The organism is Neobacillus kokaensis (assembly GCF_014656545.1).
Lineage (GTDB): Bacteria > Bacillota > Bacilli > Bacillales > Cytobacillaceae > Neobacillus > Neobacillus kokaensis.
In genome coordinates this window covers 155,168-178,876 of the sequence record NZ_BNDS01000002.1, presented here as the reverse complement: position 1 = coordinate 178,876, position 23,709 = coordinate 155,168, and the positions used below count along the sequence as shown (strand labels likewise).

Annotated in this window: 22 protein-coding genes and 1 other annotated feature; of the genes, 19 read left to right on the top strand and 3 right to left on the bottom strand. The window is 41.4% G+C overall.

What is annotated here, in order from left to right; all coding sequences use genetic code 11:
* Nucleotides 1-196 (top strand): hypothetical protein (locus IE222_RS26300; protein WP_223282564.1); only part of this gene is annotated, 196 nt, incomplete at its 5' end.
* Here IE222_RS26300 and IE222_RS03380 read toward each other — a convergent pair.
* Complete coding sequence (locus IE222_RS03380) at nucleotides 179-1,090, bottom strand: nuclease-related domain-containing protein (RefSeq protein WP_223282563.1); 912 nt, start codon at nucleotides 1,088-1,090, stop codon at nucleotides 179-181. The genes IE222_RS26300 and IE222_RS03380 overlap by 18 nt on opposite strands.
* Before the next feature lie 187 nt (nucleotides 1,091-1,277).
* Here IE222_RS03380 and IE222_RS03375 point away from each other — a divergent pair, with 187 nt between their 5' ends.
* The 3 genes from IE222_RS03375 to trhO all read left to right on the top strand — a co-directional run bounded on the left by IE222_RS03375 (nucleotide 1,278) and on the right by trhO (nucleotide 4,317).
* Complete coding sequence (locus IE222_RS03375) at nucleotides 1,278-2,204, top strand: ABC transporter ATP-binding protein (RefSeq protein ID WP_191269682.1); 927 nt, start codon at nucleotides 1,278-1,280, stop codon at nucleotides 2,202-2,204.
* Complete coding sequence (locus IE222_RS03370) at nucleotides 2,197-3,144, top strand: ABC transporter permease (protein ID WP_191269680.1); 948 nt, start codon at nucleotides 2,197-2,199, stop codon at nucleotides 3,142-3,144. Before IE222_RS03375 ends, IE222_RS03370 begins: the two co-directional genes overlap by 8 nt.
* Nucleotides 3,145-3,342: 198 nt before the next feature.
* Nucleotides 3,343-4,317, top strand: coding sequence for an oxygen-dependent tRNA uridine(34) hydroxylase TrhO (gene trhO / locus IE222_RS03365; protein ID WP_191269678.1), 975 nt, complete (start codon nucleotides 3,343-3,345; stop codon nucleotides 4,315-4,317).
* 46 nt (nucleotides 4,318-4,363) lie between these two features.
* On the opposite strand, the gene IE222_RS03360 is transcribed toward trhO, so the two are convergent.
* Nucleotides 4,364-5,635 (bottom strand): replication-associated recombination protein A, encoded by a 1,272-nt coding sequence (locus IE222_RS03360; RefSeq protein WP_240009759.1) that lies wholly within the window; start codon nucleotides 5,633-5,635, stop codon nucleotides 4,364-4,366.
* Between the two features lie 199 nt (nucleotides 5,636-5,834).
* Between IE222_RS03360 and cymR the strand changes: the two genes are divergently transcribed.
* Genes cymR through mnmA form a run of 3 tightly spaced genes read left to right on the top strand, consistent with a single transcriptional unit; the run spans nucleotide 5,835 to nucleotide 8,600 of the window.
* Nucleotides 5,835-6,254: a cysteine metabolism transcriptional regulator CymR gene (gene cymR, locus IE222_RS03355; protein ID WP_191269674.1), complete on the top strand. Its 420-nt coding sequence runs from the start codon at nucleotides 5,835-5,837 to the stop codon at nucleotides 6,252-6,254.
* 45 nt (nucleotides 6,255-6,299) lie between these two features.
* Nucleotides 6,300-7,442 (top strand): cysteine desulfurase family protein, encoded by a 1,143-nt coding sequence (locus IE222_RS03350; RefSeq protein ID WP_191269672.1) that lies wholly within the window; start codon nucleotides 6,300-6,302, stop codon nucleotides 7,440-7,442.
* A gap of 39 nt (nucleotides 7,443-7,481) precedes the next feature.
* On the top strand, nucleotides 7,482-8,600 hold the full coding sequence (gene mnmA / locus IE222_RS03345; protein ID WP_275671426.1) for a tRNA 2-thiouridine(34) synthase MnmA: 1,119 nt from the start codon (nucleotides 7,482-7,484) through the stop codon (nucleotides 8,598-8,600).
* Nucleotides 8,601-8,651: 51 nt separating this feature from the next.
* On the opposite strand, the gene IE222_RS03340 is transcribed toward mnmA, so the two are convergent.
* Nucleotides 8,652-9,104: an Lrp/AsnC family transcriptional regulator gene (locus IE222_RS03340; protein WP_191269670.1), complete on the bottom strand. Its 453-nt coding sequence runs from the start codon at nucleotides 9,102-9,104 to the stop codon at nucleotides 8,652-8,654.
* A gap of 204 nt (nucleotides 9,105-9,308) precedes the next feature.
* On the opposite strand from IE222_RS03340, the gene IE222_RS03335 reads away from it, so the two are divergent.
* From IE222_RS03335 to alaS, 12 genes are all read left to right on the top strand, one after another.
* The gene (locus tag IE222_RS03335; protein WP_191269668.1) at nucleotides 9,309-10,451 is read left to right on the top strand and encodes a Leu/Phe/Val dehydrogenase; all 1,143 of its coding nucleotides are present in this window, start codon (nucleotides 9,309-9,311) and stop codon (nucleotides 10,449-10,451) included.
* Nucleotides 10,452-10,483: 32 nt separating this feature from the next.
* Nucleotides 10,484-11,551, top strand: a complete 1,068-nt coding sequence (pdhA, locus tag IE222_RS03330; protein WP_191270184.1) for a pyruvate dehydrogenase (acetyl-transferring) E1 component subunit alpha — start codon at nucleotides 10,484-10,486, stop codon at nucleotides 11,549-11,551.
* Nucleotides 11,551-12,567: an alpha-ketoacid dehydrogenase subunit beta gene (locus tag IE222_RS03325; protein ID WP_370465004.1), complete on the top strand. Its 1,017-nt coding sequence runs from the start codon at nucleotides 11,551-11,553 to the stop codon at nucleotides 12,565-12,567. The genes pdhA and IE222_RS03325 overlap by 1 nt, the downstream gene beginning before the upstream one ends.
* A gap of 12 nt (nucleotides 12,568-12,579) precedes the next feature.
* Nucleotides 12,580-13,878, top strand: coding sequence for a dihydrolipoamide acetyltransferase family protein (locus IE222_RS03320; RefSeq protein ID WP_191269666.1), 1,299 nt, complete (start codon nucleotides 12,580-12,582; stop codon nucleotides 13,876-13,878).
* A gap of 67 nt (nucleotides 13,879-13,945) precedes the next feature.
* Nucleotides 13,946-15,322, top strand: a complete 1,377-nt coding sequence (locus IE222_RS03315; protein WP_191269665.1) for an amino acid permease — start codon at nucleotides 13,946-13,948, stop codon at nucleotides 15,320-15,322.
* A gap of 114 nt (nucleotides 15,323-15,436) precedes the next feature.
* Nucleotides 15,437-16,087, top strand: a complete 651-nt coding sequence (locus IE222_RS03310) for a tetratricopeptide repeat protein (protein ID WP_191269663.1) — start codon at nucleotides 15,437-15,439, stop codon at nucleotides 16,085-16,087.
* Nucleotides 16,088-16,120: 33 nt separating this feature from the next.
* Entirely contained in the window at nucleotides 16,121-18,535 is a 2,415-nt protein-coding gene (recD2, locus tag IE222_RS03305) for an SF1B family DNA helicase RecD2 (protein WP_191269661.1), read from the top strand.
* 31 nt (nucleotides 18,536-18,566) lie between these two features.
* Nucleotides 18,567-19,037, top strand: coding sequence for a PRC-barrel domain-containing protein (locus tag IE222_RS03300; RefSeq protein ID WP_191269659.1), 471 nt, complete (start codon nucleotides 18,567-18,569; stop codon nucleotides 19,035-19,037).
* An 11-nt stretch (nucleotides 19,038-19,048) separates the two neighbouring features.
* Entirely contained in the window at nucleotides 19,049-19,240 is a 192-nt protein-coding gene (locus IE222_RS03295) for a YrzR-like zinc ribbon domain (RefSeq protein ID WP_191269657.1), read from the top strand.
* Between the two features lie 144 nt (nucleotides 19,241-19,384).
* Entirely contained in the window at nucleotides 19,385-19,519 is a 135-nt protein-coding gene (locus IE222_RS03290; protein WP_191269655.1) for a YrzQ family protein, read from the top strand.
* Between the two features lie 83 nt (nucleotides 19,520-19,602).
* Nucleotides 19,603-20,694 carry an AI-2E family transporter gene (locus IE222_RS03285; protein WP_191269653.1) on the top strand — a complete coding sequence of 364 codons (1,092 nt, stop codon included), beginning with the start codon at nucleotides 19,603-19,605 and terminating at the stop codon, nucleotides 20,692-20,694.
* Nucleotides 20,695-20,742: 48 nt separating this feature from the next.
* Nucleotides 20,743-20,965: a binding site (T-box leader), on the top strand.
* A gap of 54 nt (nucleotides 20,966-21,019) precedes the next feature.
* A complete protein-coding gene (gene alaS, locus IE222_RS03280; protein WP_191269651.1) occupies nucleotides 21,020-23,659 on the top strand; it encodes an alanine--tRNA ligase in 2,640 nt (879 codons plus the stop codon).
* Nucleotides 23,660-23,709 lie beyond the last annotated feature (50 nt).

The window sequence follows — 23,709 nt, the reverse complement described above, 5'->3', positions numbered from 1 at the left end:
AAGAGGCACCTCATTGAAAAAGGTCAAAGCAAACAGGTTCCATTGCCCAAAAAAGAGGAAATTATTCAAAAAAGGCAATGCAAGATACATCCAGTGCCCCAAAAAAGAAAGATCCTCCAAAAAGGTCAATGGATCAGGAACCATCGACTTAGAAAGAGGTATCGAGTACTCAAAAATCTTAGATATAGTATCTTAGATGTCTTTCACCCTTTACTTCAAAGTTTTTCTTAAGAACTTCCCTAATTACCTTTTTAGAATGAATCACCATACACCAGTCATATACAAGGCTAGTAGTAATTTTTAAATCAGGAAATAGTAGCTGAAGTTCCTTCACGCTACGTATAATAGCAGATTCAACATCCTCCTTATATCCACATAAACACGTAAAGTACTTTCCGTTGACTGAAGGAATAAACGAATTACACCTGGCACAGGTCAACCCTTTCACAACTTGGTGGTATTCATAAGGAGGCAGCCGCTTATATGGCGAATCGGTATGATGCATTGAAATTAATAGTTCAGCAAGTTTTCTGTGACGTTCATTTAAATTTGAAGGTGTTTGGTTTAATTTTTTCATAAATTTATTAAGCTGTGTCGGTAATACAATTGGTTCATTTAAAGGGGCTTGGTATAGCGTAAATTCGGGGTTTACAAAGGTGACGTAACCTTCAAGAGGTAAATAAAACCCATGTTTTTTGAGCAGCGGGCTTAGTAGTGATTTACTCCGTTTCAATTGATCAAGCGGATTTTTAATTTCATCTTTACTTAATGTAAAGAACCCTTTTGTATTGTCATCATAATAAAAATCACCTTCATAGTTTTTTATCTCGAATGGAAAAACCCTATCCTGGGCTATAATCGTGGTGTCAATTTGAAACACAGAGTTGTTAAATTCAAGGCATAAATCGTTTATGATAAAGAAATCAGGCTGCAGGTTTGCTGTTAATTGATCAAAAAGGACCTCACCCTGGTATCCTTTTTCCATATAAATAAAACGTTTTTTATCTTTATCTGGAAGAGTCATTCGATTGTTTAATAATCTCCATATTTTTAACTCGTCAGACTCAACGCGAGGCTTTAAAAGTATCATAAGGCCAAAGCCACTTCCTCTCCAAAAAGATGATCATCCAACCATAATTTTATAGAAAAATATCGAAATTTGTAGAAAGATAATTTGAACCTTTTGTTAACATTTAAAAATAAAACAAAACAGGAAAATTCCACCATAATAAGGTAAACTGTAATAGCGTCAATTTGCAGGAGAGAGGAGTAACACTTTGGAATCTATCGTTGTGCTTAAAAATGTAACAAAAGTGATTAAGGGAAGAACGATTATTGACAATATCAACTTCCAGGTAAATAAAGGCGAAGTTTTCGGGTTCCTGGGGCCGAATGGTGCCGGGAAAACGACGACGATTCGGATGATTGTCGGCCTGATGGGAATCACATCAGGGGATATTACCATCGGCGGCTCAAGCATTAAAACAGACTTTGAAGCGGCGGTCAGCCACATCGGAGCGATTGTTGAAAACCCAGAAATGTATAAATTCCTTACTGGCTATCAAAATCTAGTCCACTATGCGCGGATGTCAAAAGGCATCACGAAGGAAAAAATCGCTGAAACAGTGGAGCTTGTTGGCCTAAAAGACCGTATCAATGATAAGGTAAAAACGTATTCACTCGGTATGAGGCAGCGTTTAGGGCTGGCACAGTGTCTTCTCCATGACCCAGATGTTCTCATTCTGGATGAACCGACGAACGGACTCGACCCAGCAGGGATTAGAGAAATTCGCGACTATGTAAGGCTTCTAGCACGTGAAAAAAACATGGCGGTCATCGTATCCAGCCACCTGCTGTCAGAAATGGAAATGATGTGCGACAGGATTGGAATTATACAAAATGGACAGTTAATCGATGTACAGCAGGTGAAGGAATTTGTCAGCAGCACAGACACTTTATTTGAGCTGGAAGTCACACCAGGTGAAACAGCAATAAAGTTGATGCAGTCGTCATATCCAGACGTTCGGACAAGCCTTTCTAAAAATGGCATTACAGTGCAGGTGCCTAAGGGAGAAATTCCAAAACTGGTAAAAATGTTAGCGGCCGAAGACCTTCAAATCTACGGAATAAAAGAAACCGCTAAAACTTTGGAGGACCGCTTCCTTGAAGTTACAGGGAAAAAGGAGGAAGCCAGCCGTGATTAATTTAATCAAAAATGAATGGATGAAAATTTTTAAACGTCCTGGAACCTATGTAATGATTGCAATTCTTATTATTGCTACGTCGATTGTCGGTGCCTTTTTTAAGTACCAGGAAAAGGGACCGGAAGTGGCTGATCAACATTGGACTCAAACATTGAACCAGGAGAACGATGCTTTAAAGCGGCAATTACAGCAAAGTACCTCTAAAATGGAACAGCAATTTTTTAAAAAAGAAATCGCTATAAATGATTATCGGATCAAACACAATTTTCCTCCGCAAGAAAAATACAATGTTTGGACATTTGTAAAAGATGCTTCAGAGCTTATTGTTCTTGCTGGTTTATTTACGATTATTATTGCAGCGGGGATTGTGGCGAGTGAATTTAATTGGGGAACCATTAAACTGCTTCTGATCAGACCGATTAATCGCAGCAAAATTTTAGTTTCAAAATACATAACAGTTATCTTGTTTGCACTATTTTTATTAGCTGTCCTGTTTGTTTTTTCAAGTGTTCTAGGAGCGATTCTATTTGGAATGCCAGATAAAGCAGTGCCATATTTAAATTACTATAATGGCCGCGTGACGGAGCAAAATATGGTGATCCACCTATTAATTTATTATGGTTTAAGCTCCATTGACATGATTATGCTGGCAACTATGGCGTATATGATATCGTCTGTATTCCGTAACAGCTCGCTTGCCATTGGCTTGTCTATTTTTCTATTGTTTACAGGTGCTCAATTTACCGCATTGATTTCACTAAAATATTCTTGGGCGAAATATATTTTGTTTGCCAACACTGATTTAATGCAATACTTTGAAGGAACACCAATTGTAGAGGGAATGACACTGCCTTTCTCAATTCTCATGCTGCTGATATACTTTGTGATTTTTCAGGTTTTGGCCTTTGTTATTTTCAAAAAGCGGGATGTAGCCGCCTAAAGCATGGGGCAGTCAGCTGAGGTTTTTACAGAAAAACAATTATTCCCATTGCAATTTAAGGATTTTTATATAAAAATAATAACTTAGGGAAAAAGTTAAAAAATTTTTTTCAATAAATGATTTGTAAGAGAAAAGTGGTTCAATTTAAATAAACCTACATGCTTATATCTTGCAAATATAAGATAGGGGTAGAAGAACATGATAGAAAACAAACCATATAGAGTACTGCTTTATTACATGTATGTACCAATCGAGAATCCAGAGGAATTTGCAGTACAGCATTTACAGTTTTGTAAAGACCTTGGCCTAAAAGGACGCATTCTTGTGGCGGCGGAAGGGATCAATGGAACTGTATCTGGAACGATTGAGCAGACTGACCAATATATGAAAACCATGAAAGAGGATGCACGCTTCGCGGAAATGGTGTTTAAAGTGGATGAGGCAGATGATCATGCTTTTAAAAAGATGCATGTCCGCCCGCGGGCTGAGCTTGTAACACTTCGATTAGAGGATGATATTAATCCGAATCAAATAACTGGTCAACATTTAAATCCAAAAGAGTTCTTTGAAGCAATGCAGGACGAAGAGACGGTTGTGATTGATGCTAGAAATGATTACGAATTTGATTTAGGTCATTTTAGAGGGGCGATCCGTCCTGATATTAAAGCCTTTCGTGAACTTCCAGATTGGATTCGGGAAAATAAACAGCAGTTTGAAGGAAAAAAGATTTTGACTTATTGTACAGGCGGTATTCGCTGTGAAAAGTTTTCCGGCTGGCTTGTTAAAGAAGGCTTTGAAGATGTGGGGCAATTGCATGGCGGGATTGTATCCTACGGAAAAGACCCTGAAGTTCAAGGACAATTATGGGATGGACAATGCTATGTATTTGACGAACGAATTAGTGTCCCAATTAACCGAACAGAACATGTCATTGTCGGAAAAGATCACTTTACCGGTGAACCATGTGAACGCTATGTAAACTGCGCTAATCCGGAATGTAATAAACAAATTATTTGTTCCGAAGAAAATGAGCATAAATATTTGCGCGGCTGTACACATGAATGCAGGGTGCATCCAAGGAATTTATATGTGAAGGAACATCATTTAACAGATGAACAAATAGCCGAAAGATTAAAGGAAATTGGCGAAGAACTCACTGTGAAAAATGGCTGATTTTAAAAACATCCCCTTGTAAGCAATGTTACAAGGGGATTCTTAGTTATTTATTTCGTGTAAGCTTTTCGTAAACACTCGCGAAGGCCTGCTCAAATTTGCCGGTTTTCTTCGGCTCATAATATCGTTTGCTGCGGATTTTGTCCGGCAGGTATTGCTGCTGGACCCAGCCGTTGTCGTAATCATGAGGATACAAATAGCCGATGCCTCTTCCCAGTTCTTTTGCTCCTTGATAATGGGCATCCTTCAAGTGGTCCGGCACATCGCCTGTGATGCCTTTTTGAATATCACTTAATGCTGCATCAATCGCTAAAATGGCAGAATTGGATTTAGGTGACAAACATAGTTCAATAACGGCATTGGCAAGCGGTATCCTCGCTTCAGGAAAACCGATCCGTTCCGCTGTTTCAATTGCTGCCAAGGTACGTGCACCCGCCTGCGGATTTGCTAGTCCGATATCTTCATAGGCAATGACAATCAATCTTCTGCTGATGCTTGGCAGGTCACCTGCTTCAATCAGCCGTCCCAAATAATGCAGCGCGGCATTAACATCGCTGCCGCGGATTGATTTCTGAAAAGCGGAGACGACATCATAATGGGCGTCACCGTCTTTATCCGCGGCAATACTTTTCTTTTGCAAACACTCCTCGGCAGTCTGTACATCGATGTGGATGACACCATCTTCGTCTTGGTCCGTAGACATAACGGCTAATTCGAGAGCATTTAATGAACTTCTCACATCACCGCCAGAACCCTGTGCAAAATGATGTAAGGCATCCTCTGAAATGTCTACTTTTATTTTTCCTAATCCGCGTTCGTCATCCTTAAGTGCAATCAGTAATGCCTCTTTCACCTCATCGGGGGTTAACGGCTTTAGTTCGAAAATTTGACACCTGCTGCGAATGGCCGGGTTAATTGCATGATAAGGGTTGCTTGTTGTAGCCCCAATTAACACAATCATTCCATTTTCCAAATAGGGTAAGAGGAAATCCTGCTTTGCTTTATCTAAGCGGTGTACCTCATCAAGAAGCAGAATTACTTTTCCAGACATTTTCGCTTCGGCAGCGACAATTTCCATATCTTTTTTATTATTGGTGACGGCATTCAGCGTCCGAAATGCATACTTTGTACTGCCGGCGATTGCGCTGGCAATTGAGGTTTTACCGATTCCCGGCGGGCCGTACAAAATCATTGAGGTCAGCTGCTTGGCTTTGACCATTCGGGCAATGATTTTTCCATCGCCGACAAGATGCTGCTGGCCGACGACTTCCTCAATTGTTCGTGGCCGCATGCGAAATGCTAATGGTTTTTGCATTATAATCATCTCTCCAAAGTAAACTTCACTCCTTATACAATACCATTTTCGCTTGAAAAAGCATATTGAAGAAGAATATGATATAATTTCTAATGCCTATCTATTTACTGTGGATTTTTTTAGAAAAAGGATGAGTTATGCGGAAAATTTGCTTTAAACCGCCTTTATTTGATAAAAATGTTTAGAACAAGGAGTGAACGAAATGAAAATTTCTACTAAAGGCCGCTATGGTCTTACCATTATGATTGAACTGGCAAAAAACTACGGTGAGGGGCCGACTTCCCTTAAAACAATTGCTCAGGCTAATGATTTATCAGAGCACTATTTAGAACAATTGATTGCACCGCTTAGAAACGCCGGTTTGGTAAAAAGTATCAGAGGGGCATACGGAGGCTATATTTTATCGGATGTTCCTTCAAAAATTACAGCTGGTGATGTTATTCGTGTATTGGAAGGACCAATTACACCCGTTGAAGGAATCGAAGATGAAGAACCGGCAAAGCGTGAGCTATGGATTCGCATCCGCGATGCCATTAAAGATGTGCTTGACAATACAACACTTGAGGATTTAGCCAGTCATAGTGATGACAACGATCTTGAAGGTTATATGTTTTATATTTAATGACAAAATTAATAGTAGAGAATTATTTTGATTGAAGGTGTAAAGATGGAAAGAATCTATCTCGATCATGCCGCGACCTCTCCGATGCACCCAAAGGTTATAGAAAAAATGCTCCAAGTAATGAATGAAACGTTTGGAAATCCATCGAGCATCCATTCATTTGGACGGGAAGCAAGGCATTATCTTGATGTAGCCCGGGCAGCAATGGCAAACAGCATTGGGGCGAAAGAAAACGAGATTATTTTTACAAGCGGCGGTACTGAGGCTGATAACATGGCATTATTTGGTGTTGCTGAGAACTACCAACATCAAGGAAAGCATATTATTACAACACAGATTGAACATCACGCTGTTCTTCATGCCTGCCAAAGGTTAGAAAAGATGGGCTTTGAGGTTACCTATTTGCCGGTAGATGAAACTGGCCGTATCTCCATTAATCAACTTGAAGCAGCTTTAAGAGATGATACCATCTTGGTTTCGGTCATGTATGGCAATAATGAAGTTGGCACGCTGCAGCCGATTAAAGAAATTGGACAGCTCCTAAAGGATCACCAAGCGAAATTCCATACAGATGCTGTTCAGGCGTATGGGATGGAAAAAATTGATGTAGCGGAGAGCGGGATTGATTTGTTGTCAGTTTCAGCTCATAAAATAAATGGTCCAAAAGGAATTGGATTCCTTTATGTCGGATCTAATGTGAAAATTTCGCCCCGTTTATTTGGCGGTGAACAAGAAAGAAAAAGGCGTGCGGGAACGGAAAATGTTGCCTCAATCGCGGGCTTCCACAAAGCTGTTACGCTTGCTGCTGAAGATCGGGAAGCAAAGCGGGGGAAATTCCTTGGCTTTAAAAAAATGTTGATGGAAACACTGCGTGAACAAGAAATCGAATTCACTGTAAACGGATTGCTTGAACAATCATTGCCGCATGTATTAAACTTAAGCTTTCCGGAATCAAATGTCGAAGCTATGCTGGTCAATTTAGATTTGGCCGGAATTGCGGTATCAAGCGGTTCTGCTTGTACGGCCGGTTCAATCGAGCCGTCGCACGTGCTTGTTGCGATGTTTGGCAAGAATTCGGAGCGGTTAACAAACTCTATCCGCTTTAGCTTCGGTTATAACAACACAACGGAAGAAATCATCAAGGCGGCTGAAGAGACTGCAAAAGTCGTTTCGCGTCTTAGAAAATAAATTGTAACGCCTAATTTAGGCAAAGAGAGGTGAATTGAAGTGGAAAGGAAAGATCCAAAAGATATCCGGGTTGTTGTCGGTATGTCAGGCGGTGTCGATTCCTCCGTTGCAGCGCTCTTATTAAAGCAGCAAGGGTATGATGTCATCGGGATTTTCATGAAAAACTGGGATGATACTGACGAAAACGGGGTATGTACGGCGACAGAAGATTATGATGACGTAATCCGAGTTTGTAATCAAATTGGCATCCCTTATTATGCCGTTAACTTTGAAAAGCAATATTGGGACAAGGTCTTCACTTATTTTTTGAATGAGTACAAAGCTGGCCGGACGCCAAATCCAGATGTCATGTGTAACAAGGAAATTAAATTTAAAGCCTTCCTTGAGCATGCGATGAATTTAGGGGCAGATTATTTGGCTACAGGTCACTATGCCCGTGTTGAGTTCCGCGACGGGGAATACAAAATGCTGCGCGGTATCGATGAAAATAAGGATCAGACTTATTTCTTGAACCAATTATCGCAGGATCAGATTAGTAAAGTTATGTTCCCAATCGGAAGCCTTGAAAAATCAAAAGTCCGGGAGATTGCCAAGGAGGCAGGTCTTGCAACGGCAACGAAAAAGGACAGTACTGGAATTTGTTTTATCGGTGAACGGAATTTTAAAGAATTCCTCGGTCAATATTTACCGGCACAGCCGGGTAATATGGAAACCTTTGATGGTGAAGTAAAAGGACGGCATGAAGGGTTGATGTACCACACAATAGGGCAGCGTCATGGACTCGGAATCGGCGGCGCCGGCGAGCCTTGGTTTGCTATTGGTAAGGATTTACAGAGAAATGTCCTTTATGTGGGGCAAGGTTTCCATAATGACAAGCTTTATTCTGATTCTATTATCGCTACTGATGTCAGCTGGGTCTCCAATCGTGAGAAGCAAGTGGAATTTGACTGTACCGCAAAATTCCGCTACCGTCAGGAAGACCATAAAGTGAAGGTCCGCTTGCTAGAGGACCATAAGGTAGAAGTCATCTTCTACGAACCAATCCGTGCTGTAACACCAGGACAAGCTGCTGTTTTCTATAATGGCGACGAATGTCTCGGAGGCGGAACGATTGACGAAGTATACAAAAATGGCGAACGCTTGACATATGTTGGCTAAATCGGTGTCAGGCACCATGTGAAATTTTCACATGGTGCCTGACACCATTTTTTATTCCTGCATTACTGCGTGTGGTGTGATGCAGCGAAACGGAACGGGTGATGACAAGACGATGGATGTATTGACATTACCATATGGCGTCAGCCGGTCTATTAGGCTGCTTAGATGTTCCATTCCTGTTACGGCGGCTTTCAATAAATAACTGACGGCACCTGTCAGCCGGTGGCATTCGACAATATCAGGGTCGTTTTTAATCCAGTCCTCAAAATCTGTATAAGAAAGTATTTTAATTTCACTCAGTTGAATATACACAACGACATCGCGGCCAATCTTCTTAGGACAAATACGCGCACTAAAACCATCAATAATCCCCTGTTCCTGCAATCTGTTTAATCGCTCGGAAATACTTGGGCGGCTAAGTGATAACTTCTTTGACAATTCACTGATGGTCATCCGTGCATTCTCTTGAAGGAGCTTTAGAAGACAAATATCGATTTGATCCATTAAAATGCCCTCCTTTTAAAATGAAGTTTTTTCATAGAAAACTTATTCAAAATGTATAGTGTGGACTTAAAAATTATGCATTGTGTTATGTAATTAGCTATTTGTTTTCACTATCATAATAGTATAAACACAATTTTCTTAATTGTCATCAGTTTTCGTGAAAGCGCTATCTCGGGTGATGAAAAACAGAGTGGAGGTAACATGATGAACGCAATAAAGGCACAAGATGGATCGCTCCAATCAACTATTTTGGAAAAAATGCATGAGCATGAGCAAATTGTTTTTTGCAATGACCCTAATACTGGTCTAAAGGCGATTATCGCCATTCATAATACTACCCTTGGTCCTGCATTAGGCGGCTGCCGGATGCATCCATATTCTTCAGTGGAGGATGCATTAGAGGATGTCTTGAGACTATCAAGGGGAATGACGTATAAATGTGCGGCTGCCGATGTAGACTTTGGCGGGGGAAAAGCGGTGATTATCGGTGATCCTTTAAAGGACAAAACACCGGCTATGTTCAGAGCTTTTGGTCAGTTTGTCGATTCTCTTAATGGCCGTTTTTATACAGGGACGGATATGGGAACTTCAACGGAGGATTTTGTTCATGCTTCAAGGGAAACAAACTGCATTGTCGGTGTACCTGAAGCCTATGGGGGCAGCGGTGATTCATCCGTGCCCACTTCACTTGGGGTCATTTATGGGTTAAAAGCAACGAATAAAACCATTTTTGGCAGCGAAGAGCTCTCTGGTAAAACCTATATCATTCAAGGGCTGGGAAAGGTAGGCTTCAAGGTTGCTGAGCAGTTGCTTGAAGCCGGCGCTAATCTTTATGTAAGTGATATCAATCAAAAGTCCATACAAGCGATTCAAGAACGTGCTAAGCAGTTGGGAGGAAACACCCAGGTTGTAAGCGGGGATGAGCTGTATGCTATATCGGCCGATGTATTTGTTCCGTGCGCTTTAGGTGGGATTATTAATGATATAACGATTAACCAGTTACAAGTAAAAGCTGTTGTCGGTTCAGCTAATAATCAGCTGCTGACGGAAAAACACGGGGAAATATTAAAGCAAAAAGGGATTCTATATGCCCCGGATTATATTGTCAATGCAGGCGGGTTAATTCAAGTGGCTGATGAACTATACGGCTATAACAAAGAACGCGTGTTAAAGAAAACAAAATCCATCTACGATTCATTATTAGAAGTTTATAAGCAAGCAAAATTAGATGATATTACAACTGTCCAGGCGGCAAATCGATTATGCGAAAAACGGTTAGAAGATGGCAAAAGACTTAATAGCTTTTTCTCCCATACGAAGCGCCCTAAATGGACTATTGGTAAATAATGAGCCAACTTCAAGAAGATGAGGTGATCTATATGTTAGCTGACTTTCCAATTTTACAGGTTGTGGATGAAAATGGACTGTTACTGCACGAACAATACAAGGAAAAAATCACAGAAGAGCTTGTTAAAAGCTTTTACTATCACATTGTCCGCATCAGGACTTTTGACCGTAAAGCCGTTAGTTTACAGCGCCAGGGAAGACTTGGAACATACGCCCCATTTGAGGGTCAAGAGGCATCACAGGTCGGGAGTGCTTTGGCACTTGATAAGGATGATTGGATCTTCCCAACCTACCGTGACCACGGTGCAACGTTAACATTTGGTGCCGGTATGATGCGGACGCTGCTGTATTGGAATGGACGTGTGGAGGGCTGTGTACCTGATGATGGGCAAAAGATTTTTCCTCCTGCTGTTCCAATAGCTACCCAAATACCGCATGCAGCAGGGGCGGCAATGGCGGAAAAACGAAAAGGGACAAAGAATGCGGCTATTGCCTATTTTGGCGACGGAGCGACTTCAGAGGGAGACTTCCATGAAGGGTTAAACTTCGCCAGCGTGTTTCAAGCCCCTGCGGTTTTCTTTAACCAAAATAACGGCTTTGCGATTTCTGTTCCGGTTGAAAAGCAAATGAACTCAAGGACCATTGCTCAAAAGGCACTTGCCTATAATATGCCTGGCGTTCGGATTGACGGAAATGATGTATTCGCTGTTTATTTTAACACTTTGGAGGCGCTTAACAGGGGACGTAATGGCGGGGGACCAACCTTAATCGAAGCCGTGACCTATAGATATGGTGCCCATACAACCGCAGATGATCCTTTCAAATACCGGGATCAATCGAAAAGCGAGACGATTAGAAATACCCGTGATCCGCTCCTTCGAATTGAGAGATATATGAAGAATAATGGTTTCTGGGATGAAAATTGGGTTCACAAGATAACAGAAGAGATTTCCAATGAGGTTGATCAGGCTGTTAAAGACATGGAGAATTACCCAAAAGCGAATGTGAATGACTTATTTGATCATGTTTTTGAAAGGCCGACTTGGACGATTGCCAAACAAAAGGAAGAATATCTTCGATTAAGCGGGAGGGAAGCTTAATGGTCATGGAGAGAGCAGTAGTAAAACGTTCCACGAAAACCATCCAATTAACAATGATTCAAGCGATAACAGATGGGTTACGGACGATGCTCCAGGAGGATGAGCGTGTTCTCGTTTTAGGAGAAGATGTTGGAAAAAATGGTGGTGTGTTCCGTGCTACGGAAGGCTTATATGAACAATTTGGAGAAGACAGGATTATCGACACGCCGCTAAGTGAGGCCGGCATTATCGGGGCATCCATAGGCATGGCGGTAAATGGCTTTAAACCGGTTGCGGAGATACAATTTTTAGGGTTTATTTATCCCGCTTATGAGCAGATTATGACCCATGTTTCACGCATACGGATGCGGACAATGGGGAAATACAGTGTTCCAATGGTAATCCGCGCTCCATATGGTGCTGGTATTAGAGCACCAGAAGTACATTCAGACAGTGTCGAGGCATTATTTACACATATGCCGGGAATTAAGGTTGTCTGCCCTTCATCTGCTTATGATGCAAAGGGACTAATGATAGCGGCGATTGAAGACCCGGATCCGGTATTGTTTTTAGAGTCGATGAGAATATACCGAGCGAGCAGGGAAGAGGTTCCAGAAGGGAAATATACGGTTGAAATCGGAAAAGGGAAGAAGCTCCTGGATGGCAGCGATGTGACCTTAATTGCCTGGGGCGCGATGGTTCCGGTAACAATGAAGGCAGCAGAGCAGGCAAAAACTCAGGGAATCAACTGTGATGTAATTGATCTAAGGACCTTATATCCGATTGATAAAGATATTATCGCTGAATCTGTTCAAAAAACAGGCCGTGCGGTGATCGTTCATGAGGCACATCAAACTGGCGGGTTGGGTAATGATATTGTGTCGATTATTAATGATACTTCCTTTTTGTATATGAAATCTCCTATTGAAAGAGTAACAGGTTTTGATGTTCCAGTTCCGCTTTTTGCTTTAGAGGACCATTATCTTCCAACACCGCAGCGGGTCTTAAAGGCAATTGAAAAAGTGGTGAATTTTTAGGAGGGAAGATAGATGGTTGAAGTAAAATTGCATGATATTGGTGAAGGGATGACAGAAGGAGAGATTATTCAATATTTTGTCAAAGTTGGCGATGTGGTACAGGTTGACCAGCCGCTTGTGGAAGTACAAACAGACAAAATGGTAGCAGAGCTCCCTTCCCCTGTTTCAGGTAAAGTTAAGGATATTGTGGTGAATCATGGCAGCATGGTGTCTGTCGGAACAACATTGCTTGTCCTTGAGACCAAGGAAGGTAATGCAGCAGAACCAGTTTTGGAAACAGTTGAAACCGTTAATGAAACGATTTTCCAACAGGGGAGCCTAGAGCTGGAGCAAATAGAACCCAAAACGATAATAGGGAAAAAAAGATTTATTATAGCGGCACCTTATACAAGAAAAATTGCCCGAGAATTTTCTGTAAACATTGAGGAAATTATTGGTACTGGTCCACACGGTCGAATCACGGTAAAAGATGTATACGATTATGTAAAAAAACGAGATTATGCTCAGTCCCCAGAGGGATCGCCGCAAGCCTTCACCAATGGTTCACCAGGGCAGACAGAACCTGAACATGAGCGCCGGACAAGAAAGGGAAGAAACGAGCTGCAGCAAGATCATCAAAAGCCCGAAGTCATTCCTTTTAGAGGACGCCGTAAGCAAATTGCGAAAAAGATGACTCAGTCTATTTTTACGATTCCACATGTAACACATTTTGAAGAAGCTGATTTAACGGAGCTGTTAGCTTATCGTAATGAGTTAAAAGAAATGAATGTCAATATATCAGCCGCCGCCTTCTTTATTAAAGCGATTACATTATCACTAAAGCAGTACCCTATTTTTAATGCAAAGCTTGATGAGGAAAATGAAGTGATTTATTTGGAGAAGGAATACAATATCGGCATTGCAACCGATACAGAAGACGGTTTAATTGTTCCGGTAATCCACCATGCAGACCGGTTATCGGTCCGCCAAATTCATGACCAGCTTAAAATCTTAACGAAAAAAGCGCAAGAGGGCAGATTAGAGCCGGCTGAAATGAGAAACGGTACCTTTACCATCAGCAATGTCGGTCCATTAGGCAGTATTGGAGCAACCCCGATCATTAATTATCCTGAAACAGGATTAATCGCTTTCCATAAAACAAAGAAAATGCCTGTTGTCATGGAAAACGATGAGATACGAATCCGTTCGATGATGAATATGTCTATGTCGTTTGATCATCGCGTGACCGATGGAGCTACAGCCGTTGCTTTTACTAACCGCTTTAAACAGCTGATCGAAAACCCAAAGCTATGGCCAATTGAATTAGCTTAACTTGAGCAGTAATCGAAAAACTCTTCTTTACAATACTTGAAGCTTAGAAATGTGGGTGGATTTAATCATGAATTCAAATAATGCACGACTGCAAAAAAGGCTGCTGCCGCGGCATATTAGTTTAATGGCAATGGGAGGAGCAATCGGCACCGGGATTTTTAAAGGAAGTGCTGAAACGGTTTCGATTGCCGGACCGGGCGTCATTTTCTCCTATGTAGTAGCAGGATTATTTCTTCTTGTTGTGATGGGAGCAATCGCTGAAATGGCGAGCGCTTATCCGAACACGAATATTAAAGGATTTGTTGGCAAAGCATTCGGAAGAAGGGCCTCATTTGTGATGGGCTGGATGTATTGTTTTATGTGGCTGTCGGTTTGTGTAATTGAGGTTGTTGTCGCCGGCAGTTTCCTGCAGTATTGGCTGCCGGATATTCCGCTATGGGTGCTAAGCTTAGGATGTACAGCTTTTGTACTTGGTATTAATTTAATGAATGTGAAGAATTACGGTGAATTTGAATTTTGGTTTGCAGGTATTAAAATTATCATGATCATGGTATTTATCGTTCTAGGTGCCTGCATTCTTTTTGGCATAATACCAACTGAAAAAGCAAGTTATCTGCAAAACTATACGAATCACGGCGGAATTTTTCCGAATGGCTGGATGTCAATTTTTCCTGCACTATTGATCGTCATGTTTTCCTATGGGGGGTCTGAATTAATTGGGGTCACGATTACGGAAACCGAAAATGCAGAAAAGATTTTGCCTAAAGTCATCAAAAGCTTTATTTTGAGAATTGTCCTGTTTTATACATTGCCAATCGTGATTATTTGCGGTTTAATTCCTTGGAATCAACTTAGCGGGCAAGCTAGCCCGTTTGTTCAGGTGTTATCCATGGTCGGCTTTCAGGGTGCTGCACATCTTATGAATTTTATCTTAATTACCGCTGTTTTATCAGCGGCGAACTCGGGAATTTATGGGAGTACAAGGATGCTCTATTCTTTAGCCACAGAGGGTGAAGCTCCGAAGTCCTTCTCCTATGTCTCAAAAGAAGGCGTTCCAATCGCTAGTTTATTGTTAACAGCGATTGTCCTGACTGCCGGGTCTATGGTTGCCTTTTTTGCACAGGATCAGGTGTTTACAATTCTTATGGCTGTGCCAGGATTTGTTGTTTCATTAGTTTGGACCGGCATTTGTTCAGCCCACATAAAGCTTCGTCCTACTTATACGAAAAAACCGAGTTTTAAAGTATGGGGCTTTCCGTATATTTCCGGAGCTACTTTAGTATTTTTAATCATTATTCTAATCGCTTTTGTGCTTGATGGACAAAATCGTGTCAGTATTATAACCTGTCTGTTTGTCTTTGCTTCTTTAATTGCGATTTCCTTCGTTAAATTTAAAAAGGAAATGGACTTAGATACGATGAACGAGAACAAGAGTGCAGTATAAAGGGGACGGAAGCCGGGTAAAACGCCTGGCTTTTTGTAATGGAAAAGAGTGACCAGCTTTCCATAAAAACAGCGAAATATGATATACTTCCATGTAGAATGGAGTTGAAACACAGTGGACAAAAACCAATTAGGTGTACAATATATGCAAGACGGGAACTTAGAAGAGGCCGCAAAAGCCTTTAATGAGGCGATTAATGAAAAACCTAACGATCCAATCGGGTACATAAATTTCGGCAATGTGCTATCTGCTTTAGATGAGAATGAAAAGGCGTTGAAATTTTTCCAAAAAGCAATCGAGCTGGATGAAGATACACCAGCAGCGTATTATAGTGCGGGCGGCCTTTTCTTTAATAATGAACAATTCGACGAAGCCAAGAAAATGTTTGAGCTGGCAATAAAAAAAGGACTGGAATCAAGCGATAATTACTTTATGCTTGGGCTTTCACTCATTCAATTAAATCAAGGCAAATTGGCCCTGCCGTATTTACAAAGAGCGGTGGAACTTAATGAAATTGACGCAGAGGCCCGCTTTCAATATGGACTATGCCTTGCGCAGGAGCAATTTATTGACGAAGCCATGGCACAATTTGAAAAATGTATTGAACTGGATCCGAACCATTCCGATGCCTACTATAACTTAGGTGTTTCCTATGCTTTTAAAGAAGACGGCGATAAAGCAATCAGCATGTTCAATAAAGCGCTGGAAATCCAGCCGGACCATCTATTAGCCGGTCATGCTAAAAAAATTATCGAACAAGCCTGATAATAACAAATTGTAGTGAAGGGAGGGAGCAGCATGGCTAATCAAGAATCACTTGATTTATTTGGGGATCAAGGCCGGTTTATTAAGGGAAGACCAATCGTTACTATTTTTCATAATGAACAGAACCTTTATACCGTTTTACGAATCCGCGTTGATGAAACCAATCATGAGTATGATGACAAAGAGGCAGTGATTACTGGCTATTTTCCGAAAGTTTACGAACAAGAAACATATATTTTTTACGGTGAATTTAAGGACCATCCCAAGTTTGGACTTCAATTCCAAGCCAATCACTATCGTAAGGATATGCCGCAGTCAAAGCAAGGTATTATTGCCTATTTATCCGGGGAAATGTTTAAAGGGATTGGGAAGAAAACGGCGGAAAATATCGTCGACACATTAGGGGAAGACGCGATCTCCAAAATTCTTAACCAGCCCTCGCTGCTCGATTCGGTTCCAAAGCTCCCTCCTGATAAAGCAAAACAATTATATGATACATTGATGGAGTATCAAGGCCTAGAACAAATATTGATAGCCCTCAATCAGTACGGCTTTGGCCCGCAGCTGTCGATGCGAATATATCAAGCATATAAAGAGGAGACCTTAAACACTATTCAACAAAATCCATATAAGCTTGTTGAGGATGTTGAAGGGATTGGCTTTGGCCGGGCCGATGAACTTGGTTACCAGCTGGGAATGTCCGGAAACCATCCAGACCGAATTAAAGCGGGCTGTTTGTATATGTTAGAAAATGAATGTATGCAAACAGGACATGTTTATATGCATGCTCAGGATTTGCTTGAACGGGTGCAGGCTCTCCTTGAAGAAAATAAGCGTGACCAAATTGATTTTATGGATATTTCAAATGAAATTGTAAAGCTAGAAGAAGAGGGAAAAATCATTGGTGAAGAAAAGCGCATATATTTACCGTCTTTATTTTTCGCGGAAAAAGGACTTGTGACAAGTATTCAGCGGATTTTGAAGCAGACGGAATATAAAGATCAATTCCCGGAATCTGAATTCTTACTAGCATTAGGAAGCCTGGAAGAGCGGCTTGGAGTTCAATATGCACCAACTCAAAGGGATGCAATTCAAACAGCCCTTATGTCACCAATGATGATTTTAACCGGCGGTCCAGGAACTGGGAAAACTACCGTCATCAAAGGGATTGTTGAACTTTACGGGGAATTGCACGGCTGTTCATTAGAGATAAAAGACTATCATAAAAAAGATGAGCCGTTTCCGTTTTTGCTGGCAGCGCCCACTGGACGAGCGGCTAAAAGAATGAGTGAGTCGACCGGGCTGCCCGCGGTCACTATTCACCGGCTGCTAGGCTTTAACGGGGGAGAGGGTTTTGACCGAGATGATGCAAGTCCTTTAGAAGGAAAGATTTTGATTGTTGATGAGACCTCCATGCTTGATATTTGGCTAGCCAATCAATTGTTTAAGGCCTTGCCTGAGAATATTCAAGTAATCCTGGTTGGAGACGAGGACCAGCTTCCATCAGTAGGTCCAGGGCAGGTTTTAAAAGATTTGCTTCAATCTGAGCGGATTCCTACTGTAAAGCTGACGGATATTTACCGTCAAGCAGAAGGGTCTTCAATTATTGAGCTTGCTCACGAAATCAAGAAGGGACGGCTTCCTGCTGATGTTACCATAAAGCAAGCGGACCGCTCGTTTATAAAATGTTCTACAGCGCAAGTGGCGCAAGTAGTGGAAAAGGTTGCACTCAATGCAAAAAGCAAAGGGTATACGGCTAAAGAGATTCAAGTGCTTGCCCCAATGTACCGCGGTCCCGCCGGAATTGATCGGTTAAATGTATTGTTGCAGGAAATCTTCAATCCAAATCCTGACGGCAAACGGAAAGAAATTGCCTTTGGCGATGTAAAATACCGGATTGGCGATAAGGTGCTTCAGCTCGTAAACCAGCCTGAGAACAATGTCTTTAATGGGGATATCGGCGAAATTATTTCCATTATCTATGCAAAGGAAAATACGGAAAAACAGGATATGATTTATATTTCCTATGAGGGAAATGAAGTGGAATATACGAGGCAGGATTTGAATCAAATCACACATGCTTATTGCTGCTCAGTACATAAATCGCAAGGCAGCGAATTTCCGATTGTTATTTTGCCTATTTCAAGAAGTTATTACCGGATGCTGCAAAGAAATCTCATTTATACGGCTATAACAAGAAGTAAACAGTCATTAATTTTATGTGGTGAACCGGACGCACTCAAGATGGGTGTTGATAGGGCAGATGAATCGAAGCGATTAACCACCTTATGTGAAAAGCTGCAGGAATCGATACCATTAACTGCGGGAAAAATTGAACAAGCCGAAAATCTGACCGCAGAAATGTCATTAGAGGAAGAATTAATGTTGGTCAATCCAATGATTGGGATGGAAAACGTTTCACCTTATGATTTTATGAACAATGACTAAAACTAAGTATGTTCGAAGGAGGTGTCACTCTTTGCGAACATTCTCTTTATTAAAAGGGCAGCCTGTTTTTGAAACAAAAAGCGGCAGAAAAATCGGTGAAGTCACGGATTTGTTTCTTTCTACGGCTGGCACCGTGGAAGGCTTGTTAGTTAAAAAAGGCGTTTTCTTCAAACAATCCTGCTTTTTGGACATTCAAAATGTAACCTCCTTCGGCTGGGATGGGGTAATGATTGAGGATGAGAATGCTTTGGAAAAACAGATCGACAGTTTAGAATATACATCGGTTCATTCCCTTGCAGGAATGATGATGCTTTCTAAGAGCGGCAACACGTTAGGGATGTTAAAAGATGTATATTTCCAGGAGGAATTGGGCACAATCGTAGGGTATGAAATCACGGATGGCTTCTTTTCGGACATCATGGAAGGTAAGCAAGTAATCGAAACCGGAAAGCCCTTAACGATCGGAAAGGATGCCATCATCGTAGATGTAAATCAAACGTGAGGTGTCTTTCCATGTTAAAGTGTCCCAATTGTGCAAGCAAAGATATTGGAAAAATAGGCATTAACCAATATTATTGTTGGAACTGTTTTATCGAACTTTCAGTTGCCAAAGGTATCATCAATACCCACCAAGTCGAAGAGGACGGAACATTAAGCTCATTAGATGACTTGTTTGAAGAAGAAGAGCGTCGTTACACCTTGTAATAGAAAAGCGCAAGCGCCATGCCCAGGAGCAACAAGCATAAGCCTACCGGCAGAAAGATGGGTTTTTAACCATATGACGGATTCGCTTATAACCTCGAGCCCCTACGCGCTGTAGCTGGACCAAAATTTAAAGAGGTGAGACGAATGAATAAAATGATAACGTCAATGATCGCTTTCGGAGCTGGAATGGCAGCCTATAATATGGCACAAAGAAATAATTTGATGTCAGGACGGCAAATAAAACGAATTCAAAAAAGAGTAAAGCGAACAATATTCTAATAAACAGTCCCCTTCAACAATGAAGGGGATTTTTACATATTTCGAAGCAATGTCTCAAAAAATAACAGGAAGGGGGCATTGTCTTGGATATTCGTATGAAATGGTATTATCGAATTGGTTTCTTACTTCTTTTACTAATTGTCATTTATTTCTTTCTAAAAATCCGTTCGGTCTGGCTGCCAATCTTACAAGTTGCCGCCATTATTGCCACTCCCTTCGTCATTGCTGGGTTTATAACCTATTTGCTTCATCCAATCGTAGAAAAGCTCCATGAAAAAGGACTGAAACGCGGATTGGCTATTATTTTCATTTATATCATTTTCTTTGGTGGCATTGGGATTGCTCTTTATAAAGGAATCCCCGCAATGATTGATCAATTAAAAGATCTTTCTGAAAGTGCACCAATGTTCGCAGAGCAGTACCGTGAATGGATTAGAGCGCTGCAATCCCATACAAGAGAATGGCCGGACGGTCTGCAAACGAGGGTAAATGATGGCATTGATGCCTTTGAAGAAAAGCTGGATTCGTTGCTGTCGACGATTGTCAGCATATTAGTGGATTTTTTAAATTCAGCATTAATTCTTATGCTTATCCCATTTATCGCATTTTACATGTTAAAGGATTTTCCTTTATTGAAACGGGCGGTATGGTATATCACCCCTAAATCATGGCGCAGAAAAGGTACCCTTTTTTTGAAGGATGTAGATAAATCACTTGGCAGTTATATTCGGGGGCAGCTGCTTGTCTGCGTGATTATTGGATGCATTTCTGCACTGCTGTTTTGGATCTTTCATCTTAATTATCCGTTACTTCTAGGCTTCATTATTGGTGTAACAAATGTCATTCCCTATTTTGGACCAATTATTGGCGCGGTCCCTGCTATAATTATAGCTGCCGCTGCATCGGGGAAATTAGTCATCACCACCATCGTAATTGTATTCGGGCTCCAGTTCCTCGAAGGCAATATTCTTTCACCGTTTATCGTAGGCAAAAGCCTGCATATGCATCCGTTAGTGATTATGGTTGCGCTAACGGCGGGGGGAGAAATTGGCGGGATCCTAGGGCTGATTTTGGCGGTCCCTGTTTTGGCGGTCTTAAAAGTAGGGATTGTTCATGCTAAAAACCACTTTATAGATGTAAAGCGAAATGAACAGCCGGCTAATGGCGGCGAATAATTGACAAACGTTTTACTGGTAGATATAATTCGACATAGAGAATATATGTGAAACATGTTGAAGGATCAAGTATGTTGTAGACCATCTGCGCACATAGTGCAAAAGAGAGGAGCTTCCAAGGCTGAAAGAAGCTCTAGATGAAGGACAACAGAAAGCTAATCTGGAGTGCAGCTAATACCTGCCGTACGCCTTGCGTTAAAGGTTTATTGAGAGATGAGTACTTTGTGCTCATAATCAGGGTGGTACCGCGAGTCAAGCTCTCGTCCCTGTCCAGGGGGATGAGGGCTTTTTTATATTCTTTTTTAGAAAATAAGGAGGCTAAATGATGAAAAATTTAACTGGATCACAAATTCGTAAAATGTTTTTGCAATTTTTCAGTGAAGAAAAAGGGCACCAGATTGAACCAAGCGCATCGCTTGTTCCCCATGATGACCCGTCATTATTATGGATCAACAGCGGTGTAGCAACATTAAAAAAATATTTTGATGGCCGTGTTGTGCCAGAGAACCCAAGGATTACCAATGCGCAAAAATCAATCCGGACAAATGATATTGAAAATGTCGGAAAAACGGCGCGTCACCATACCTTCTTCGAAATGCTTGGGAACTTCTCCATTGGTGAGTATTTTAAAAAAGAAGCTATTGAGTGGGCATGGGAATTTTTAACCGATGAAAAATGGATTGGCTGGGACCCGAAATTACTGTCTGTAACCGTTCATCCTGAAGACCATGAAGCATATGACATTTGGCATAATACAATCGGCATTCCCGAGGAACGGATTATCCGTTTAGAAGGGAACTTTTGGGATATCGGCGAAGGTCCAAGCGGTCCGAATACGGAGATCTTTTATGACCGTGGTCCGGAATATGGCGATGATCCTAGTGATCCGGAATTATATCCAGGCGGTGAAAATGAACGCTATCTAGAAGTATGGAACTTAGTATTTTCCCAATTTAATCATAATCCAGATGGTACATATACACCGCTGCCAAAGAAAAATATTGATACCGGGATGGGCTTAGAGCGGATGGCTTCAGTTGTTCAAAATGTGCCAACGAACTTTGATACTGATTTATTTATCCCGATTATCCGGGCAACGGAAGAAATCTCTGGGGTAAAATACGGGGTAGACAAAGAAACTGACGTGGCATTTAAAGTAATTGCTGACCATATTCGGACAGTTGCTTTTGCAATTGGTGACGGGGCACTGCCGTCAAATGAAGGCCGCGGCTATGTATTAAGACGTCTGCTTCGCCGTGCAGTCCGTTACGCAAAGCAAATTAATATTAACCGTCCTTTCATGTATGAGCTAGTTCCTGTTGTAGGGGAAATCATGGTAGATTTCTATCCAGAAGTCAAAGACAAAACTGATTTTATCCAAAAGGTCATTAAAAATGAAGAAGAGCGATTCCATGAAACCCTTCATGAAGGCTTAGCGATTTTAGCTGGCGTAATTAAGAAAGAACAAGAAAAAGGCAGCGATACCATTAGTGGCGAGGATGTTTTCCGTCTGTATGATACCTATGGTTTCCCAGTAGAATTAACAGAAGAGTATGCCGAAGAGGCAGGTATGCAAATTGACCATGAAGGTTTCGAAGAGGAAATGGAAGGTCAGCGCGAGCGTGCCCGTGCTGCACGTCATGATGAAAATTCAATGCAGGTCCAAGGAGGTGTTTTAAGAGATATTACTTTAGCAAGCAAATTTACCGGCTATGATGCACTAAAGACTACTTCTACTGTAATTGCAATCATCAAAAACGGTGAGCTGGCAGCGGAAGCATTATTTGGAGAAGAAGTACAAATCATGCTCGATGTAACACCATTTTACGCTGAAAGCGGCGGACAAATTGCTGACCATGGTGTAATTGAAGGTGAAGGTGTCAGCCTATATGTCAAGGACGTCCAAAAAGCGCCTAACGGGCAAAACCTGCATAAAGTAGAGGTTAAATCTGGTACATTAAAAACAAGCCAGCAGGTAATTGCTTCTGTCGATGTTGATAACCGCGCAAAAATTATCAAAAACCATACAGCAACCCACCTTTTGCATCGTGCATTAAAGGACGTTCTTGGAGAGCATGTTAACCAGGCTGGTTCCCTTGTCGAACCTGATCGTCTTCGATTTGACTTCTCGCATTTTGGCCAAATTAAGCCTGAAGAACTGGAGCAAATCGAAAAGATTGTCAATGAGAAGATTTGGAGCAGTATTGAGGTAGATATCAGCTTAAAACCAATTTCCGAGGCAAAAGCTATGGGAGCAATGGCGCTTTTCGGTGAAAAGTATGGTGATATTGTCCGTGTCGTTAAAGTTGGGGATTACAGCCTTGAATTATGCGGCGGCTGTCATGTACCGAATACATCTGTAATTGGATTGTTTAAAATCGTATCTGAAGGCGGAATTGGTGCCGGAACAAGACGGATTGAAGCAGTAACAGGAGAATCAGCATACAAGGCATTAAATGAGCAGGTCAATTTATTAAAGGATGCTGCTGAAAAGCTAAAAACAAATCCTAAAGAAGTAATCAGCCGTATTGATGGATTACTTACTGAAATAAAGCAGCTGCAACGGGAAAATGAATCACTTGCTGCGAAGCTTGGAAATATCGAAGCAGGCAGTCTTGTTTCTAAAGCAAAGGATATCAACGGTGTAACGGTGTTAGCAGCGAAGGTTCAGGCCGCTGATATGAATAATTTAAGAAATATGGCAGATGACTTGAAACAAAAATTAGGCTCGGCTGTAATAGTTCTAGGCAGCGTTCATGACGAAAAAGTCAATCTTATTGCAGCAGTAACGAAGGACTTAATTGATAAAGGCTATCATGCCGGTAAACTAGTAAAAGAAGTTGCAGCTAAATGCGGCGGCGGCGGCGGCGGTCGTCCGGATATGGCACAGGCAGGCGGGAAGGATCCACAAAAACTTGAATCCGCACTGCAATATGTCGATGAATGGGTAAAATCTGGTTTGTAATATCGACAAATTAGTGTAAAATATAGGTAACTATTACAATTCGAGGTGTA

What these genes read in the sequence shown, in the direction of transcription:
- IE222_RS03325 (WP_370465004.1), top strand. Translation starts at nt 11,551, where the DNA reads ATGGTCATGGAGAGAGCAGTAGTAAAACGTTCCACGAAAACCATCCAA.
- IE222_RS03320 (WP_191269666.1), top strand. Translation starts at nt 12,580, where the DNA reads ATGGTTGAAGTAAAATTGCATGATATTGGTGAAGGGATGACAGAAGGA.
- trhO (WP_191269678.1), top strand. Translation starts at nt 3,343, where the DNA reads ATGATAGAAAACAAACCATATAGAGTACTGCTTTATTACATGTATGTA.
- IE222_RS03315 (WP_191269665.1), top strand. Translation starts at nt 13,946, where the DNA reads ATGAATTCAAATAATGCACGACTGCAAAAAAGGCTGCTGCCGCGGCAT.
- pdhA (WP_191270184.1), top strand. Translation starts at nt 10,484, where the DNA reads ATGTTAGCTGACTTTCCAATTTTACAGGTTGTGGATGAAAATGGACTG.
- IE222_RS03295 (WP_191269657.1), top strand. Translation starts at nt 19,049, where the DNA reads ATGTTAAAGTGTCCCAATTGTGCAAGCAAAGATATTGGAAAAATAGGC.
- alaS (WP_191269651.1), top strand. Translation starts at nt 21,020, where the DNA reads ATGAAAAATTTAACTGGATCACAAATTCGTAAAATGTTTTTGCAATTT.
- IE222_RS03350 (WP_191269672.1), top strand. Translation starts at nt 6,300, where the DNA reads ATGGAAAGAATCTATCTCGATCATGCCGCGACCTCTCCGATGCACCCA.
- IE222_RS03380 (WP_223282563.1), bottom strand. Translation starts at nt 1,090, where the DNA reads ATGATACTTTTAAAGCCTCGCGTTGAGTCTGACGAGTTAAAAATATGG.
- IE222_RS03335 (WP_191269668.1), top strand. Translation starts at nt 9,309, where the DNA reads ATGAACGCAATAAAGGCACAAGATGGATCGCTCCAATCAACTATTTTG.
- IE222_RS03340 (WP_191269670.1), bottom strand. Translation starts at nt 9,104, where the DNA reads ATGGATCAAATCGATATTTGTCTTCTAAAGCTCCTTCAAGAGAATGCA.
- IE222_RS03290 (WP_191269655.1), top strand. Translation starts at nt 19,385, where the DNA reads ATGAATAAAATGATAACGTCAATGATCGCTTTCGGAGCTGGAATGGCA.
- cymR (WP_191269674.1), top strand. Translation starts at nt 5,835, where the DNA reads ATGAAAATTTCTACTAAAGGCCGCTATGGTCTTACCATTATGATTGAA.
- recD2 (WP_191269661.1), top strand. Translation starts at nt 16,121, where the DNA reads ATGGCTAATCAAGAATCACTTGATTTATTTGGGGATCAAGGCCGGTTT.